Source organism: Cedecea davisae (genome assembly GCF_044095835.1).
Lineage (GTDB): Bacteria > Pseudomonadota > Gammaproteobacteria > Enterobacterales > Enterobacteriaceae > Cedecea > Cedecea davisae.
In genome coordinates this window covers 3294107-3313324 of record NZ_CP172054.1, presented here as the reverse complement: position 1 = coordinate 3313324, position 19218 = coordinate 3294107, and the positions used below count along the sequence as shown (strand labels likewise).

Below are 19218 nucleotides of genomic sequence, written 5' to 3'. Positions count from 1 at the left end.
TTTTGCTTTGACAATCCCCTAAGCATTTGCGAAAACATTCGAGGAAGAAAAACATTTAGTGTTGAGCAAGCCTCATGCTTTTGCACAACCTGATGCAAATTTACCGAGTTATTGAAATTTACGCATAACGTGGACAGACGTTATACGTGATGTCGATAGCGGCCGTAAGGCATCGGTCTTCTCACGTACACCCTGAACAGTGACGTCATCAGGGTTATGGCAGGTGAAGGAAGGAATAGAGAGAGACTATAATAATGGTAGATAGCAAGAAGCGCCCGGGCAAAGATCTCGACCGTATCGATCGCAACATTCTCAACGAATTGCAAAAGGATGGGCGCATTTCTAACGTTGAGCTTTCCAAGCGTGTTGGGCTTTCGCCGACGCCGTGCCTTGAGCGCGTACGTCGTCTGGAACGTCAGGGTTTTATTCAGGGCTATACGGCGCTGTTGAACCCGCATTATCTGGATGCCTCATTACTGGTATTTGTTGAGATTACTCTGAATCGTGGCGCACCAGATGTGTTTGAGCAATTTAACGCCGCAGTGCAAAAACTTGAAGAAATTCAAGAGTGTCACCTCGTATCCGGTGATTTCGACTACCTGTTGAAAACACGCGTACCGGATATGTCGGCGTACCGTAAACTCTTAGGCGAGACCCTGCTGCGTCTGCCGGGCGTTAACGACACCCGTACTTATGTGGTCATGGAAGAGGTCAAACAGAGTAATCGTTTGGTCATTAAGACCCGTTAATACGGGCCAGGTGCAAAATTGGCGTATTTTGGTTACACTCCTGGGAATCCATACAGCAACAGTTCCGGTTAGCGCCGGTGCTGTTGTCTCCATTGCGTTTAAGGACACCTGGAGAGCCTTTCTTGAGCCAGGAATATACCGAAGATAAAGAAGTAACATTGAGGAAACTCAGCAGCGGGCGCCGTTTACTGGAGGCGTTGCTGATTCTTGTTGCCTTATTTGCCATCTACTTGATGGTAGCCTTGTTGAGTTTCAACCCATCAGATCCAAGCTGGTCCCAAACCGCGTGGCACGAACCTATCCATAATTTGGGTGGCGCGCCGGGAGCGTGGTTAGCGGATACGCTGTTCTTCATTTTTGGCGTAATGGCCTACACCATTCCGGTGATTATCATCGGTGCCTGCTGGTTTACCTGGCGTCAACGCGACAGTGAAGAGTTCATCGACTATTTTGCCGTGTCGCTGCGCCTCATCGGCGTGCTTGCTATGGTGCTGACCTCATGCGGGCTGGCGGCGATTAACGCGGACGATATCTGGTACTTTGCCTCAGGCGGCGTGCTGGGTAGCTTGCTCAGTACCGCAATGATGCCGCTGCTTAACAGCAGCGGCGGAACTATTGCGCTGCTTTGCGTTTGGGCTGCCGGGCTGACGCTGTTCACCGGCTGGTCGTGGGTAGGTATTGCCGAGAAGCTTGGCGGTGCGGTACTCACTGTTCTGACCTTCGCCAGCAACCGCACCCGTCGGGATAACACCTGGCAGGATGAGGATGAGTACGAAGAAGAAGAGCAATACGATCAACAGCCTCACGCATCACCAGAAAAACGTGAATCACGCCGCGCGCGTATTCTTCGCGGTGCGCTGGCGCGTAAACAGCGTCTGTCGCAGAAATTTGCTAACCCTAACGGCCGTAAAACTGATGCGGCGCTGTTCTCCGGTAAGCGAATGGATGACGAAGAAGATGATGTGTTGTTCAGCGCCCGTGGTGTTGAAGCCGATCCTGGCGATGTTCTGTTCTCCGGCAATAAAGCAACATTAGAGCAGGAGCAAGAGTACGATCCGCTGTTTAGCGGGCATTCTGCGGTTGAGCCCGTTGCAGCCGCTGCTGCGATGACGGTTGCCAGCCAGGCCTGGGCCGCACCGGTTCCGCCCGTTGCCCCTATGCCGCCGGTATCGACCCCGGCTCCGGTAGCCGAATCGGAACCTGCCGCACCGGCTATTGCATGGGAGCCTGCGCCTACTCCGGTCACGCCGGAGCCTGTGATTGCCCCCGCGCCGGAAGGTTATCTCTCTCCGCGCCCGGCCAATGTCCAGCAGCAGGTGCCGCATGAGAGCACCCAGAGCTGGTCAGAGCCCGTTGAGCCTGCGGTTGTTGAGCCTCAGCCGGAACCGCCGGAAGAGGTAAAATACGTTCGTCCGCCGATGTACCACTTCGAAGAAGTGGAAGAGAAGCGCGCCCGCGAACGCGAGCAGCTGGCGGCGTGGTATCAACCGGTTAACGATCCGAAGCCCGACCCGTATAACTATGCTCCGGCTCAACCAGCCAAAGTTGCCCCGGCTGAGCCGCCGGTTTCTACTCCGGCACCAGAACCGTTTACCTCTCCGGTTTCTGCTCCATTTACGGCGCCAGAGATCCCGGCGGTGGACGTCACACAAATCGCTTCTGGCATTCAGCAGGGCGTCAAAGCTGCCGCAACTGCCGCCGCGTTTACGCCGATATTCAGTATTGCCGGAGATGCTCCGCGTCCTCAGGTTAAAGAGGGCATCGGCCCGCAGCTGCCGCGCCCTAACCGCGTGCGGGTGCCAACTCGTCGTGAACTGGCCTCCTACGGCATCAAGCTGCCTTCGCAGCGTATGGCCGAGGAACAGGCTCGCCAGGCGGAACTTCAGCAGCCTGAAGATGAGTATGGCGATGAAAATGATGCGCTCCAGCAACACGAACTGGCCCGCCAGTTTGCCGCTCAGCAGCATCAGCGCTATGGCGAAGAGTACGAAGAAGAAAGCTGGTCTGAAGAAGACCAGGCCGCGGCGGAACAAGCCGAGCTGGCACGTCAGTTCGCCGCCCAGCAACAGCAGCGTTATTCCGAGCCGCAGCAGCAGAATGCATCTCCGTTCTCGCTCGATGATTTTGATTTCCAGTCATCGCTGAAAGAGCTGGTGGACGATACCCCGAGCGAGCCGTTGTTTATGCCGAGCGTGGAGCCCGCCCCGCAGCAACAGCCTCAGAGTTATCAAACTGCACCGCAGCAGGAGCAATATGCTCAGGCCGCGCAGCATCAGCCAGCGGTACAGCAGGCTGCACCGCAGCAGCCAAAAGAGAGCCTGATCCATCCGTTCCTGATGCGTAACGGCGACGATCGTCCGCTGCAAAAGCCAACAACGCCGCTGCCGTCGCTGGATCTGCTGACTTCGCCTCCGACCGAGGTTGAGCCGGTAGACACCTTCGCAATGGAGCAAATGGCGCGCCTGGTTGAAGCTCGTCTGGCGGATTACCGCATCAAAGCCGACGTTGTGGATTACTCTCCAGGCCCGGTTATCACCCGTTTTGAACTCGACCTGGCTCCGGGCGTAAAAGCCGCACGTATTTCTAACCTGTCCCGCGATCTCGCTCGTTCCCTGTCAACCGTGGCGGTGCGCGTGGTTGAGGTAATTCCGGGCAAACCTTACGTGGGCCTTGAGCTGCCGAATAAAAAGCGCCAGACCGTGTACCTACGTGAAGTGCTCGATTGCGCGAAATTCCGCGATAACAGCTCGCCGCTCACGGTCGTGCTGGGCAAAGACATCGGCGGTGAGCCGGTGGTTGCCGATTTGGCAAAAATGCCGCATCTGCTGGTGGCAGGTACAACCGGTTCCGGTAAATCGGTTGGCGTAAACGCTATGATCATCAGCATGTTGTATAAGGCGACGCCGGAAGAAGTTCGCTTCATCATGATCGACCCGAAAATGCTTGAGCTGTCGGTGTATGAAGGTATCCCGCATCTGCTGACCGAAGTGGTCACGGATATGAAGGATGCCGCTAATGCGCTGCGCTGGAGCGTTAACGAGATGGAGCGTCGCTATAAGCTGATGTCAGCCCTCGGCGTGCGTAACCTTGCGGGGTACAACGAACGAGTGATGGAAGCCGAACGCATGGGCCGCCCAATTCCGGACCCGTTCTGGAAACCGGGCGACAGCATGGAAGTCGCGCACCCGATGCTCGAGAAACTTCCTTATATCGTGGTGCTGGTGGATGAATTTGCCGACCTGATGATGACGGTAGGTAAAAAAGTTGAAGAGCTGATTGCCCGCCTGGCGCAGAAAGCGCGTGCGGCCGGTATTCACCTGGTGCTGGCAACCCAGCGTCCGTCGGTCGACGTTATTACCGGCCTGATAAAAGCCAACATCCCGACGCGCATCGCGTTTACGGTATCGAGTAAAATTGACTCGCGTACCATCCTTGACCAGGGCGGCGCTGAGTCGCTGCTTGGTATGGGGGATATGCTTTATTCTGCGCCAAACTCCACTACGCCTGTGCGCGTGCACGGTGCCTTTGTCCGGGATGAAGAAGTTCATGCTGTGGTTCAGGACTGGAAAGCGCGCGGTCGTCCGCAGTACATCACCGGCATTACGGACGATGAGGGCAGCGGCGACGGCAGCGGCGGTGGCTTAGACGGCGACGAAGAGCTGGATCCGCTGTTCGACCAGGCTGTGGCATTTGTGGTTGAGAAGCGTAAAGCTTCCATCTCCGGCGTTCAGCGTCAGTTCCGCATCGGCTATAACCGTGCTGCAAGAATTGTCGAGCAGATGGAGAACCAGGGCATCGTTAGTCCGCAGGGGCATAACGGTAACCGCGAGGTTCTTGCGCCGCCTCAGTTTGAGTAATCCGGGCGAGCGCGAATCCACCGAGTGATAAAGAGCCGCACACGCGGCTCTTTTTGCAAAGATGGGTAAATTACCGGAAAATCAGCTTATTCTTCTGTTGCGGTAGCCAAAGACTTCACTACAGTGAGCAGCAGAAGCGCCATCGTCAGGTGGTCAATGAATCCAGAGGGAACATAATGAAAAAAATCGTAATTGCCTGTGCGCTGTTAACCGCGATGACTACAACCGGAGCCTGGGCTGATGCCGCCGGGGATTTGCAGGGCCGCCTCGGTAAAGTGGGCAGCTTCCACGCCAGCTTCACGCAGAAAGTGACCGACGGCAGCGGCGCTGCGGTGCAGGAAGGCCAGGGCGATTTATGGGTTAAACGCCCGAACCTGTTCAACTGGCATATGACCCAGCCGGATGAAAGTATTCTGGTTTCCGACGGCAAAACCCTGTGGTTCTATAATCCGTTCGTTGAGCAAGTTACGGCAACCTGGCTGAAAGATGCGACCAGCAACACGCCGTTTATGCTGATTGCGCGCAACCAGTCCAGCGACTGGAAGCAATACAATATCAAGCAGAGCGGGGATGATTTTGTGCTGACCCCGAAAAGCAGTTCCGGCAACCTGAAGCAGTTCACCATCAACGTTGGCAGCGATGGCACCATCCATCAGTTCAGCGCGGTTGAGCAGGATGACCAGCGCAGCAGCTATACGCTGAAAGCGCAGCAGAACGGCTCAGTGGATGCCGGTAAGTTTACTTTCACCCCGCCTAAAGGCGTAACGGTGGACGACCAACGTAAGTAGAGGCCTGAGTGAGCAATCTGTCGCTCGATTTTTCTGATAATACCTTCCAGCCTCTGGCCGCCCGTATGCGGCCAGAAAATCTGGAGCAGTATATTGGCCAGCAGCACCTGCTGGCCGCCGGTAAACCGCTGCCCCGGGCCATTGAAGCAGGCCACCTGCATTCGATGATCCTCTGGGGGCCGCCCGGCACCGGCAAAACCACCCTTGCCGAAGTGATTGCTCGCTATGCAAATGCCGACGTCGAACGTATTTCGGCGGTCACCTCCGGCGTGAAAGAGATCCGCGAAGCCATCGAGCGCGCACGTCAGAACCGCAATGCCGGTCGCCGCACCATCCTGTTTGTCGATGAAGTCCATCGCTTCAACAAAAGCCAGCAGGACGCGTTCCTGCCGCATATCGAAGACGGCACTATTACGTTTATCGGGGCGACGACTGAAAACCCGTCGTTTGAGCTTAATTCGGCTCTGCTGTCCCGCGCCCGAGTTTATTTACTCAAGTCGCTGACCGTCGAAGACATTGAGCAAGTGCTCACTCAGGCGATGAGCGACAAAGAACGCGGCTACGGCGGGCAAAATATCGTGCTGCCTGACGAAACCCGAAAAGCCATTGCCGAACTGGTTAACGGCGACGCGCGTCGGGCGCTTAACACCCTGGAAATGATGGCCGATATGGCCGAAATTGATGGCGGCGGCCAGCGGGTGTTACAGCCTGAACTGCTGACGGAAATCGCCGGGGAACGTAGCGCTCGTTTTGACAATAAAGGCGACCGTTTTTACGACCTGATCTCCGCCGTACATAAATCCATTCGTGGCTCTTCGCCGGATGCGGCGCTTTACTGGTACGCCCGCATTATTACCGCCGGGGGCGATCCGCTCTACGTTGCGCGTCGGCTGCTGGCGATAGCTTCGGAAGACGTTGGGAATGCCGACCCACGCGGCATGCAGGTTGCCATCGCCGCCTGGGATTGCTTTACCCGTGTAGGCCCGGCGGAAGGCGAGAGAGCCATTGCCCAGGCGATTGTTTATCTGGCCTGCGCGCCGAAAAGTAATGCCGTTTACACCGCGTTCAAGGCGGCGATGAGCGATGCCCGCGAACGCCCGGACTTCGACGTGCCGGTTCATTTGCGTAATGCGCCAACCAGGCTGATGAAGGAAATGGGTTACGGCCAGGAGTATCGTTACGCACACGACGAACCCAACGCCTACGCCGCCGGGGAAGAGTATTTCCCGCCTGAAATGGCACAAACTCGCTATTATCGGCCGACCAACAGAGGTCTTGAAGGCAAGATTGGCGAAAAGCTAGCCTGGCTTACCGAGCAGGATCAGAAAAGCCCCACAAAACGCTACCGCTAATGCAGGCGTTGCGGTAAGGTTAGCAAGACTACATAGCGGCCGCAGGCTGTGGCCGCACTCCCTATAAATTCAATTCGATAAGCACAGGATAAGCATGCTCGATCCCAATCTGCTGCGTACAGAGCCAGACGCAGTCGCTGAAAAACTGGCACGCCGGGGCTTTAAGCTGGATGTAGAAACGCTGCGCTCTCTGGAAGAGCGTCGTAAAGTATTGCAGGTCAAAACGGAAAATCTGCAGGCTGAACGTAACTCGCGATCGAAATCCATCGGCCAGGCGAAAGCGCGCGGAGAAGACATTGAGCCGCTGCGTTTGCAGGTTAACCAGCTGGGCGAAGAGCTGGATGCAGCGAAAAACGAGCTTGATGCTCTGCTGGCTGAAATCCGCGATATCGCGCTGACCCTGCCAAACATTCCTGACGACTGCGTGCCTTTGGGCAAAGACGACAGCGAAAACGTTGAAATTAGCCGCTGGGGCGAGCCGCGCAAGTTTGATTTTGAAGTGCGCGACCACGTTACGCTGGGCGAAATGGCTAAAGGCCTGGACTTTGCCGCTGCGGTAAAATTGACCGGCTCACGCTTTGTCGTGATGCAGGGTCAGATTGCTCGCCTGCACCGCGCTCTTAGCCAGTTTATGCTGGATCTGCATACCGAGCAGCACGGTTACAGCGAAAACTACGTCCCGTACCTGGTTAACCAGGATACGCTGTACGGCACCGGCCAGCTGCCGAAGTTCGGCGGTGACCTGTTCCATACTCGCCCGCTGGACGAAGAAGCTGACAGCAGCAACTACGCGCTGATCCCAACCGCAGAAGTGCCGCTGACTAACCTGGTGCGCGATGAGATCCTCGACGAAGATTCTCTGCCGCTGAAAATGACCGCGCATACGCCGTGTTTCCGCTCAGAAGCGGGTTCCTACGGCCGCGATACGCGTGGTCTGATCCGTCAGCACCAGTTCGATAAAGTTGAAATGGTGCAGATCGTTCGCCCGGAAGACTCGATGGATGCGTTAGAAGAGCTGACCGCACATGCGGAAAAAGTTCTTCAACTGTTGAATCTGCCGTATCGCAAGGTGCTGCTGTGCAGCGGCGACATTGGTTTTGGTTCAGCTAAAACCTACGATCTGGAAGTCTGGCTGCCGGCGCAGAATACCTATCGTGAAATCTCATCTTGTTCAAACATGTGGGATTTCCAGGCGCGTCGCTTACAGGCTCGCTGCCGTAATAAAACGGATAAGAAAACCCGTCTGGTGCACACCCTGAACGGCTCCGGCCTGGCGGTGGGGCGTACCCTGGTTGCGGTGCTGGAAAACTACCAGCAGGCTGATGGCCGTATTGAAGTGCCGGAAGTGCTGCGTCCGTATATGAAAGGCCTGGAATTCATCGGTTAATCGCCGTTTTCCCTGCTTTAAAAGCGCCTGCGGGCGCTTTTTTATTGCTGAATAATCCCCACGCTCCGCGCCATTCCTGCCTTTCTTGATACCAGACAATAACCCCTACTCCCAAAGAAGTAATATGGCTCCCCGAAAGCGGGTGATGGTAGTTCAATTAAAACTTTAACCTAATCATCATTTGGCGGCCGTGCTTTACAAGGCGTAACGCGGCCAGGCCAATCCACAACATAACACTCTAATCGGACATCCCTTTCACGTTTTGGCTGCGCAACGGAATGCGGGCATTCAGCCCCGCGTGACCGCTGCTGGCTTATTCCAACTGTGAGCAAAACAAGTAGGTCCCTATGACTGATAAAACCCCTAACGCGATCCTCGCGGCAGAGGTCAGCCGTCGTAAGCTGGTCAAAACCACGGCAATCGGTGGTTTAGCTGCTGCAAGTAGCGCCTTTTCGCTTCCCTTTTCCCGGCTTGCATTTGCGGCTCAGCCCGCAAATTCCGCTGGCGCTGAGAAAGTTGTCTGGAGCGCCTGTACGGTCAACTGCGGCAGCCGCTGCCCGCTGCGTATGCACGTTGTGGATGGCGAAATCAAATATGTGGAAACCGATAACACCGGCAATGACGACTATGAAGGGCTGCATCAGGTTCGTGCCTGCCTGCGCGGTCGCTCGATGCGCCGCCGCGTCTACAATGCCGACCGCCTGAAGTATCCGATGAAGCGCGTGGGCGCGCGCGGTGAAGGGAAATTCGAGCGTATAAGCTGGGATGAAGCATTCAACACGATTGCCGACAGCATGAAAGGCATCATTAAAGAGTACGGCAACGAAGCCATATACCTGAACTACGGCACGGGTACGCTGGGCGGCACGATGACGCGCTCGTGGCCACCCGGTTCAACGCTGATTGCCCGCATGATGAACTGCTGCGGCGGCTACCTGAACCACTATGGTGATTATTCTACGGCACAGATAGCCGCCGGGCTGAATTACACCTATGGCGGCTGGGCGGACGGCAACAGCCCGTCCGATATTGAAAACAGCAAGCTGGTGGTGCTGTTCGGCAATAACCCGGGCGAAACGCGCATGAGCGGCGGCGGCGTCACTTACTACCTTGAAGAGGCTCGCCAGAAATCCAACGCGCGCATGATTATTATCGATCCGCGCTACACCGACACCGGCGCGGGGCGTGAAGATGAGTGGATCCCGATCCGTCCGGGTACCGATGCGGCGCTGATCTCTGCCCTGGCGTGGGTCATGATCGATGAGAACCTGGTTGACCAGGCGTTTCTCGACAAATACTGCGTAGGCTACGACGAAAAAACGCTGCCCGCCGGTGCGCCGCGCAATGGCCACTATAAAGCCTATATTTTGGGGCAGGGTGCGGACGGCATCGCCAAAACGCCGCAGTGGGCCTCGCAGATTACCGGCATCCCTGTCGATCGCATTGTGAAGCTGGCCAGGGAAATCGGCAGCGCGAAACCCGCTTTTATTAGCCAGGGCTGGGGGCCGCAGCGCCATTCCAACGGGGAGCTGGTTTCCCGCGCTATAGCCATGCTTTCTATTCTCACCGGCAACGTCGGTATTCACGGCGGCAACAGCGGGGCGCGTGAAGGCTCTTACAGTCTGCCATTTGTCAGAATGCCAACGCTGGAAAACCCGGTACAAACCAGCATCTCGATGTTTATGTGGACCGACGCAATCGAGCGCGGCGCGGAGATGACGGCGACCCGGGACGGCGTGCGCGGCAAAGACAAGCTGGATGTGCCGATCAAAATGATCTGGAACTATGCCGGCAACTGCCTGATTAACCAACACTCCCAGATCAACCGTACCCACGACATTCTGCAGGACGACAAGAAGTGCGAAATGATTGTGGTCATCGACAACCACATGACCTCTTCGGCGAAGTATGCGGATATTCTGCTGCCGGACTGTACAGCCTCCGAGCAGATGGATTTTTGCCTCGACGCCTCCTGCGGCAACATGGCGTACGTTATTTTTGCCGAACAGGCGATCAAACCACGCTTTGAATGCAAAACCATCTATGAAATGACCAGCGAGCTGGCGAAGCGCATGGGAGTTGAACAGCAATTTACCGAAGGCCGCACCCAGGAAGGCTGGATGCGCCATCTGTATGCTCAATCCCGTCAGGCTATTCCTGAGCTGCCTGAGTTTGATGAATTCCGCCAGCTGGGTATGTTCAAAAAACGCGATCCGGAAGGTCACCACGTCGCCTATAAGGCGTTCCGTGAAGATCCGCACGCCAATCCGTTAAGCACGCCTTCGGGGAAAATTGAGATCTATTCGGCCGAGCTGGCACAAATTGCCGCCACCTGGGAGCTGCCGGAAGGTGACGTTATCGATCCGCTGCCCGTTTACAGCCCCGGTTTTGAAAACGTTGGCGATCCTCTGGCCGAAAAGTGGCCGCTGCAAATGACCGGCTTCCACTATAAGGCCCGCGCACACTCCACTTATGGCAACGTTGACGTGCTTAAAGCCGCCTGCCGCCAGGAGATGTGGATTAACCCGCTGGATGCAAAACAGCGCGGCATCGCCAACGGCGACATGGTGCGTATCTTTAACGGCCGCGGCGAAGTGCGTATTAATGCCAAAGTAACCCCGCGCATCATTCCGGGCGTGGTCGCCCTTGGAGAAGGGGCCTGGTATAGCCCGGACGCGAACGGCGTGGACAGGGCAGGCAGCATCAACGTGCTGACCACTCAGCGCCCGTCACCGCTGGCAAAAGGCAACCCATCCCACAGTAACCTGGTTCAGGTTGAGAAGGCGTAAGGAGCAGTAAATGACAACCCAATACGGATTTTATATCGACTCCAGCCGCTGCACCGGGTGCAAAACCTGTGAGCTGGCCTGTAAGGATTACAAGAACTTAACGCCGGAAGTCAGCTTCCGGCGCATTTATGAATACGCGGGCGGTAACTGGCAGGAAGATAACGGCGTCTACCATCAGGATGTCTTCGCTTACTACCTCTCCATCTCGTGTAACCACTGCGAGGATCCGGCCTGCACTAAAGTTTGCCCGAGCGGTGCGATGCACAAGCGTGAAGACGGTTTTGTGGTGGTCAACGAAGAGGTGTGCATTGGCTGCCGCTACTGCCATATGGCCTGCCCATACGGGGCACCGCAGTACAACGAAGAGAAAGGTCACATGACCAAGTGTGACGGCTGCTACGAGCGGGTTGCGGAGGGTAAAAAACCGGTCTGTGTTGAATCCTGCCCGCTGCGCGCGCTGGACCTGGCTCCGATTGACGAACTGCGTAAGAAATACGGCACTCAGGCGGCCATTGCGCCGCTGCCTGCTTCGCACTTCACGAAGCCGAATATCGTTATCAAACCTAACGCCAACAGCCGCCCAAGTGGGGATACCAGCGGTTATCTGGCCAACCCGAAGGAGGTGTGAGATGGGAAACGGATGGCATGAATGGCCGCTAATGATCTTTACCGTGCTGGGGCAGTGCGTCGCGGGTGGTTTTATCGTTATGGCACTGGCTCTGCTGTACGGCGTGGACGACAAAGCAACCCGTAAACGTGCGGAACTGGCGATGGTGGTGCTTTGGGTGCTGATGGGCATCGGCTTTGTGGCTTCGGTGCTGCACCTTGGCTCGCCGCTGCGTGCTTTCAATTCGCTTAACCGCATAGGCAGTTCTTCGCTCAGTAATGAGATTGCGAGCGGCTCGGTGTTCTTTGCCGTGGGCGGTTTTTGGTGGCTGCTAACGGTGCTGGGGAAGATGCCGCAGGCGCTGGGAAAAGCCTGGGCGCTGGTCACGATGATTCTCGGCGTAGTTTTTGTCTGGATGATGAGCCGCGTCTACCTGATTGACACGGTACCAACCTGGTTCAGCATCTGGACGCCGCTGAGCTTCTTCCTGACGATGTTTATTGGCGGCCCGCTGCTCGGCTACCTGCTGCTGCGTGCGGCGGGTGTTAACGGCTGGGCGATGCGAGTCCTGCCGGTAGTCACGCTAATTGCGCTGCTGGTGAGCATGGTTGTGGTGCTGATGCAGGGGATGGAGCTGGCAACGCTGCACAGCTCTATTCAGCAGGCTTCGGCGCTGGTGCCGCAGTATGGGTCGTTGATGGCCTGGCGCATGGGGCTGCTGGTTGTCGCTCTGGTCTGCTGGGTTGCCCCGCAGTTAAAGGGGCGTCAGCCGGGCGTGGCGCTTTTAACGCTGGCGATGCTGTTAGTGCTGGCCGGTGAGCTTATCGGTCGCGGCGTATTCTACGGGCTGCATATGACCGTTGGTATGGCTATCGCGAGTTAACATTTCATCCGGTTATAAACGCGCCTCAGGGCGCGTTTTTTATCCCTTTCGCATAAGAAAATTTCACCTGAAGATCCATGAAATTTTTCTTTGTTCGCAGGAGGTGAATTTTCGCTATATCGCATCAAAAACAGAGAGATACATTTTACGTGACCTCTGTCACTTAATAGCAGGATAAGTTTTTCAAATCGTCGGGCCCAAAAACTGCTGTACCCCCCATTATTGCTGGATTGACAATCAATTTGCCGGTGGCATGATGCGCACAAATTTCCTTATTCCCTCACGGTTTTACACCCATGACCATCTATACCCGTCCCGTATTGCTGCTGCTTTGCGGGTTACTGCTGCTGACTCTGGCGATGGCGGTTTTAAACACGCTCGTCCCGCTTTGGCTGGCTCACGATAATCTTCCTACCTGGCAGGTCGGCATGGTCGGCTCGGCCTACTTCTCCGGTAACCTGGTCGGGACGTTGATTACGGGATGGGTGATTAAGCGCCACGGCTTCAATCGCAGCTACTACATGGCTTCGTTTATCTTTGCCGTCGGCTGCGTTGGCCTCGGGCTGATGGTGGGATTCTGGAGCTGGATGATCTGGCGTTTTATCGCCGGGGTTGGCTGCGCAATGATTTGGGTCGTGGTTGAGAGCGCGCTGATGTGCAGCGGCACCTCCCGCAACCGTGGCCGCCTGCTGGCCGCTTACATGACGGTTTATTATATCGGCATGGTCGTTGGGCAATTGATGGTCAGCAAGCTGTCTACCGAGCTGATGAGCGTCCTGCCGTGGGCAACCGCTCTGGTGCTGGCGGCCATTCTGCCGCTGCTGTTTACTCATATCGTGAGCGACGGCGATGAGCACCGTGAAAATACTCCGGTGTGGCCGATGCTGCGCCTGCGACAGGCCCGGCTTGGTATCAACGGCTGCATTATGTCCGGCATTGTCCTGGGCTCACTGTATGGCCTGATGCCGCTGTACCTCAATCACCAGGGCGTTAGCGACTCCGGAATTGGTTTCTGGATGGCGGTGATGATTAGTGCCGGTATTGTCGGCCAGTGGCCGATGGGGCGCCTGGCGGATAAATATGGCCGCCTGCTGGTGCTGCGCGTGCAGGTCTTTGTCGTTATCCTCGGCTGCCTCGCCATGTTAAGCAATGCGGCAATGGGGCCAGCGCTGTTTGTGCTGGGCGCTTTCGGCTTTACGCTTTACCCGGTTGCGATGGCCTGGGCCTGCGAGCGAGTTGAGCGCCATCAGCTGGTGGCGATGAACCAGGCGCTGCTGCTTAGCTACACCATCGGCAGCCTGATTGGGCCAACGGTGACCGCCCTGCTGATGCAAAACTACTCCGATAACGTGCTGTTTATCATGATGGCCGCCGTATCGTTTGTTTACCTGATGATGCTCCTGCGCAAGGCAGGTCAGCACCCGACTCCGGTGGCTCACGCCTGAGTCTGAGCTCCCGTCGCTTTTCCCGCTGCGTATTCCTTTATCGGAATACGTAGCGATCTATGGGAAGATACCCCGGTACATAAAAAGGGGAAGCGATGGATTCGGTAAACTTTACGCTGGCGCAAATAGAAGCTTTTGCCTGCGTCTGCGAATGTGGCACCTTGACGAAGGCCGCTAAAAAGCTGAAAAAAGACCGGACAACGGTCAGCCAGCTTCTGGACTACCTCGAAATCGATCTCGGCTACACGCTGTTCGATCGCGCAACCCGCCCTCTGACCTTAACTGAACCTGGAAAGTTACTTTATCGCCAGGCTCGGCTGTTTCTCCATGAAGCACGGGCGTTTTCCGAAGTCGCACGCCAGATGCCGGGGCAAATTGAGACCCGCCTGACCCTGTGTTACGACCCTTTGACTCCTCGTGAATTTTTACTCCGCCTGGTTGAGCGGCTGGCTCAAGAGCAAATCACCCTCGATTTATTACTGTGCGAGCGCGCCGATGCCGAGCGATGGCTCGACGAAGGTAAAGCGCATATTGGTATTTTTCAGGCGCTCAATCGTTCGGTTAATACTCATCTGCAGTGGCGCGCCGTGGGCAGCCTGGAGCTTGCGGTCTGGGCGAAGAGAGGGCTTTTCCCGGGCAAACCTGTCTCTCTTTTACACCTCGCAGCCGGTACGCAGCTGGTTCCCTTCCGCGAGATGCCGGACTCGCTGGCACAGCGCATCCAGATTGCCGACCGGGTAATACGGGTGAATGAGCTGACCCTGCTGGAGAAGCGGCTGTGCGCCGGGGAAGGGTGGGCCTTTCTGCCGCTGCATTTTGGGGTAGAAAACTGGCCGGGAATCGAACGGCTGGAAACGGAAATTGGGGATCGCGGGCTGATGCATCCTGTGGTGGCGCTCTGGAAGCCGGGGCACATAGCCCAAAGCCAGCTGGAGAAGGTGATAGCGGCAGTTGAATCCGCCTGGCAGACACAATAGCGCTCCCGTAAACGAGAGCGCCCGGTCTGAATTAGTACATGACCTTATGGCCGTACTGCTCCAGGATGCCTTTCACCCGCTCCATGGTCTCTTTTTTCGGCGGGTGAACGCCGTCCAGTTTGTATTCTTCGCCCATCGCAACCCATTTGTGTTTGCCCAGCTCGTGGTACGGCAGCAGCTCAATTTTCTCGACGTTGCCCATATCACGCGTGAACTCACCGAGGCGATGCGCAGAATCATCATCGTCAGACCAGCCCGGGACAACCACGTAGCGGATCCACACTTTGATCTCTTTTTTCGACAGATACTGCGCGAACTCCAGCGTGCGGTGGTTTGACACGCCAACCAGGTTTTGATGGATCTCGTCATTCATCTGCTTCAGGTCAAGCATGACCAGGTCGGTAACTTCAAGAAGCTCGTCAATGACCGGATCGTAGCGACGCACAAAGCCGTTGGTGTCCAGGCAGGTATGAATGCCTTCTTTGCGGCAGGCGCGGAACCAGTCGCGCACAAATTCGGCCTGCAGAATAGCTTCGCCGCCGGATGCGGTCACGCCGCCGCCGGATGCGTTCATAAAGTGGCGATAGGTCACCACCTCCTTCATCAGGTCATCTACCGTTACCTCTTTGCCACCGTGGGTATCCCAGGTGTCGCGGTTGTGGCAGTAGAGGCAGCGCATCAGGCAGCCCTGGAAGAAGGTAATGAAGCGAATACCGGGGCCATCCACGGTTCCGCAGGATTCAAAAGAGTGAATTCGTCCGATTGCTGACATTGCGGTGATTTCTCCAGGTGTGGCCCATCCGGGGCCTGTGGGTGCACAGCTCAAGCCGGCTGTGTTAAGTCTGTTTTGGCAGTTACCCAGAGTATAGATAGCTGGCAAAGCAGGCTGATAGCAGAGAGGTTAGTAAAAAGGCCCCACGGGTGTGGAGCCTTTATATATTACGCTTCTTCAGTCTAACAGGGAATTAGATGGACTGAGTGAAGGTACGGGTAATAACGTCCTGCTGCTGTTCTTTAGTCAGGGAGTTAAAACGTACTGCATAACCGGATACGCGGATGGTCAGCTGAGGGTATTTCTCAGGGTTTTCCATGGCGTCCAGCAGCATTTCACGGTTCATCACGTTCACGTTCAGGTGCTGACCACCTTCGATGTTCGCTTCGTGGTGGAAGTAACCATCCATCAGGCCTGCAAGGTTGGTTTTACGCACGTCGTCGTCTTTACCCAGAGCGTTCGGCACGATAGAGAAGGTGTAAGAGATACCATCTTTAGCGTAGGCAAACGGCAGTTTTGCAACGGAGGTCAGAGAGGCAACAGCACCTTTCTGGTCACGGCCGTGCATTGGGTTAGCGCCTGGACCGAATGGAGTACCTGCGCGGCGACCGTCTGGAGTGTTACCGGTTTTCTTACCATAAACCACGTTAGAGGTGATGGTCAGAACGGACTGAGTCGCGATAGCGCCACGGTAGGTATTCAGTTTCTGAATTTTCTTCATGAAACGTTCTACCAGGTCAACGGCGATGTCATCAACACGCGGGTCGTTGTTACCGAACTGCGGGTATTCGCCTTCGATTTCGAAGTCGATAGCCAGGCCATCTTCGTCGCGAATCGGTTTAACTTTGGCGTATTTGATTGCAGACAGGGAGTCAGCGGCAACGGACAGACCGGCGATACCGCAAGCCATGGTGCGAACAACGTCACGGTCGTGCAGAGCCATCAGAGACGCTTCGTAGCTGTACTTGTCATGCATGTAATGGATGATGTTCAGCGCGGTCACGTACTGCTTAGCCAGCCAGTCCATGAAGTGGTCCAGACGATCCAGAACGTTGTCGTAGTCCAGCACTTCAGCAGTGATTGGCGCTTCTTTAGGGCCAACCTGCATTTTCAGTTTTTCATCAACGCCGCCGTTGATAGCGTACAGCATGGTTTTCGCCAGGTTTGCACGAGCACCGAAGAACTGCATTTGCTTACCAACAATCATTGGGCTTACGCAGCAAGCAATCGCGTAGTCGTCGTTGTTGAAGTCAGGACGCATCAGGTCATCATTCTCATATTGCAGAGAAGAGGTGTCGATGGAGACTTTAGCCGCGTATTTTTTGAAGTTCAGTGGCAGTTTTTCAGACCACAGAATGGTGATGTTCGGCTCCGGAGACGGCCCCATGGTGTACAGGGTGTTCAGGAAGCGGAAGCTGTTTTTAGTCACCAGAGTACGGCCGTCAACGCCCATACCGCCGATAGATTCGGTTGCCCAGATTGGGTCACCGGAGAACAGCTCATCGTATTCTGGGGTACGCAGGAAGCGAACCATACGCAGTTTCATGACCAGGTGGTCAATCATTTCCTGAGCGTCTTGCTCGTTGATTTTGCCTGCTTTGATGTCGCGTTCGATGTAAGCATCCAGGAAGGTGGATACGCGGCCGAAGGACATTGCAGCGCCGTTCTGAGATTTAACCGCGGCCAGGTAGCCGAAGTAAGTCCACTGAATAGCTTCCTGAGCGTTGGTAGCAGGACCAGAGATATCGCAGCCATATTTAGCAGCCATTTCTTTGATCTGACCCAGCGCACGGTGCTGTTCGGAAATCTCTTCACGCAGACGGATAGTCGCTTCCAGGTCTTCACCGTTTTCCAGTTTGGTCTGCAGTGAGTTGAACTGAGCGAACTTGTCTTTCATCAGGTAGTCAATACCGTACAGCGCTACGCGACGGTAGTCACCGATGATACGGCCACGGCCATACGCATCTGGCAGACCAGTGATGACGCCGGATTTACGGCAGTTCAGGATGTCTTTGGTGTAAACGTCAAACACGCCCTGGTTGTGAGTCTTACGGTATTCGGTGAAGATTTTTTTCAGCATTGGGTCGAGTTCACGACCGTACACTTTGCAAGAACCTTCAACCATTTTGATGCCGCCGAACGGAATAATTGCACGTTTCAGAGGAGCATCAGTCTGCAGGCCCACGATGGTTTCGAGGGACTTGTTGATGTAACCAGCATCATGAGAAGTGATGGTAGAAGCAAGGTCGGTGTCAAAATCAACTGGCGCATGAGTGCGGTTTTCCAGTTTGACGCCTTCCATCACGCTGTCCCACAGTTTGGTAGTTGCGTCGGTAGCACCTGCCAGGAAGGACTCATCACCCTCGTACGGGGTGTAGTTTTTCTGAATAAAGTCACGTACGTTGACTTCATTCTGCCAGTCGCCTTTAGCAAAACCTTCCCAGGCTGTGGCTAACTTTTCATTAAGCTCGGACATGTAACACCTACCTTCTAATGTGGAGTTCTTAATCCTACGTGTTGGCTAAGCTTAGTGCTTATCGCCACCGCGCAGATAAATTACCCAGTATGTCAACCCAACCAGTAAACCCCCGCCGATGATGTTTCCGATGGTAACCGGAATCAGATTATCGGTGATGAAGTTCAACACGGTCAGATGCGAGAAACTTTCCGGAGAAGACCCTACTGCGGTCCAGAATTCCGGGCTGGCAAAATTGCGTACTACGATACCCATCGGGATCATAAACATGTTTGCGATACTGTGCTCAAAGCCGCTGGCAACAAACATGGCAACCGGAAGGATCATAGCAAACATTTTGTCCATCAGACTGCGGCCGGAGTAGCTCATCCAAACCGCCAGACAAACCATCAGGTTTGCGAGAATGCCGAGGCAGACCGCTTCGACAAACGTGTGGTGCATTTTATGGTCGGCGGTTTGCAGGACGTTCAGCCCCCATGCGCCGTTAGCCGTCATATACATTCCGGACAGCCAAATCAGCAGGACAAACAGCAGCGCGCCGATAAGGTTACCAATATAGACGTTGACCCAGTTACGCAGTAGCTGGCACCAGGTGATTCTGCCGCTGGCTTTGGCAACGACTATCAGGACGGTAGAAGTAAACAGGTCAGCACCGCAGATAACGCAAAGAATCAAGCCCAGCGAGAAACAGGTGCCGCCAATCAGTTTGGCAATCCCAAACGGGATAGTGGAAGTGCCGGTTGTGGCGGTAATGTAGAACACGAAGGCAATCGAAATGAAGACGCCTGCAGTAATCGCTAAGTAAAAGGTCGTTAGCGGTTGTTTTGTTGCTTTATAAACGCCAGCGTCTTCGGCAATTTTTGCCATCGCTGGTGGAAGCACTAGATCAAAAGGGTTGTCAGCTTTCACACTAACTCTCTCTTATTTAATTCGGCGAGGAGATACTAACAAAGCATTATAGAGTAAAATTTGATGTGGATCATATCTCGCCAAGCTAATAGGCACTGAAAAAGCAGGTCTATACCAGATTTTCAGCATAACTATTTGATTATCCCTGAAAAAATAAATTTTAATGTTTATAGATAAAATTGAATTTAGCCACAACTCCTTCTGAAATCGGTTAATTAAAATGGAGT

At 55.1% G+C, this 19218-nt stretch carries 13 protein-coding genes; 10 read left to right on the top strand and 3 right to left on the bottom strand.

From position 1 onward, the window contains the following. Positions 1–254 precede the first annotated feature (254 nt). The 10 genes from lrp to ACG1VR_RS15750 all read left to right on the top strand — a co-directional run bounded on the left by lrp (position 255) and on the right by ACG1VR_RS15750 (position 14834). Entirely contained in the window at positions 255–749 is a 495-nt protein-coding gene (lrp, locus tag ACG1VR_RS15795; RefSeq protein ID WP_000228469.1) for a leucine-responsive transcriptional regulator Lrp, read from the top strand. A 122-nt stretch (positions 750–871) separates the two neighbouring features. After that, positions 872–4606 (top strand): DNA translocase FtsK 4TM domain-containing protein, encoded by a 3735-nt coding sequence (locus tag ACG1VR_RS15790; protein ID WP_395489282.1) that lies wholly within the window; start codon positions 872–874, stop codon positions 4604–4606. 176 nt (positions 4607–4782) lie between these two features. After that, positions 4783–5394 carry an outer membrane lipoprotein chaperone LolA gene (gene lolA, locus ACG1VR_RS15785; protein ID WP_016535605.1) on the top strand — a complete coding sequence of 204 codons (612 nt, stop codon included), beginning with the start codon at positions 4783–4785 and terminating at the stop codon, positions 5392–5394. A gap of 8 nt (positions 5395–5402) precedes the next feature. After that, positions 5403–6746 carry a replication-associated recombination protein A gene (locus tag ACG1VR_RS15780; protein WP_039898039.1) on the top strand — a complete coding sequence of 448 codons (1344 nt, stop codon included), beginning with the start codon at positions 5403–5405 and terminating at the stop codon, positions 6744–6746. A 94-nt stretch (positions 6747–6840) separates the two neighbouring features. After that, the gene (gene serS / locus ACG1VR_RS15775) at positions 6841–8133 is read left to right on the top strand and encodes a serine--tRNA ligase (RefSeq protein ID WP_016535607.1); all 1293 of its coding nucleotides are present in this window, start codon (positions 6841–6843) and stop codon (positions 8131–8133) included. A gap of 347 nt (positions 8134–8480) precedes the next feature. Continuing rightward, positions 8481–10922 carry a dimethylsulfoxide reductase subunit A gene (dmsA, locus tag ACG1VR_RS15770; RefSeq protein ID WP_395489281.1) on the top strand — a complete coding sequence of 814 codons (2442 nt, stop codon included), beginning with the start codon at positions 8481–8483 and terminating at the stop codon, positions 10920–10922. Between the two features lie 10 nt (positions 10923–10932). Then, positions 10933–11550, top strand: coding sequence for a DMSO/selenate family reductase complex B subunit (locus tag ACG1VR_RS15765; protein WP_016535609.1), 618 nt, complete (start codon positions 10933–10935; stop codon positions 11548–11550). A gap of 1 nt (position 11551) precedes the next feature. Further along, complete coding sequence (locus ACG1VR_RS15760) at positions 11552–12412, top strand: dimethyl sulfoxide reductase anchor subunit family protein (protein WP_395489280.1); 861 nt, start codon at positions 11552–11554, stop codon at positions 12410–12412. A 296-nt stretch (positions 12413–12708) separates the two neighbouring features. Then, the gene (locus ACG1VR_RS15755; RefSeq protein ID WP_172567943.1) at positions 12709–13857 is read left to right on the top strand and encodes an MFS transporter; all 1149 of its coding nucleotides are present in this window, start codon (positions 12709–12711) and stop codon (positions 13855–13857) included. A gap of 95 nt (positions 13858–13952) precedes the next feature. Further along, complete coding sequence (locus ACG1VR_RS15750; RefSeq protein WP_172567942.1) at positions 13953–14834, top strand: LysR family transcriptional regulator; 882 nt, start codon at positions 13953–13955, stop codon at positions 14832–14834. 31 nt (positions 14835–14865) lie between these two features. On the opposite strand, the gene pflA is transcribed toward ACG1VR_RS15750, so the two are convergent. The 3 genes from pflA to focA form a co-directional block, all read right to left on the bottom strand. After that, entirely contained in the window at positions 14866–15606 is a 741-nt protein-coding gene (pflA, locus tag ACG1VR_RS15745; RefSeq protein ID WP_016535613.1) for a pyruvate formate lyase 1-activating protein, read from the bottom strand. A gap of 193 nt (positions 15607–15799) precedes the next feature. After that, positions 15800–18082 (bottom strand): formate C-acetyltransferase, encoded by a 2283-nt coding sequence (pflB, locus tag ACG1VR_RS15740; protein WP_016535614.1) that lies wholly within the window; start codon positions 18080–18082, stop codon positions 15800–15802. Positions 18083–18133: 51 nt separating this feature from the next. After that, positions 18134–18991: a formate transporter FocA gene (gene focA / locus ACG1VR_RS15735; RefSeq protein WP_039898041.1), complete on the bottom strand. Its 858-nt coding sequence runs from the start codon at positions 18989–18991 to the stop codon at positions 18134–18136. Positions 18992–19218: the final 227 nt, after the last annotated feature.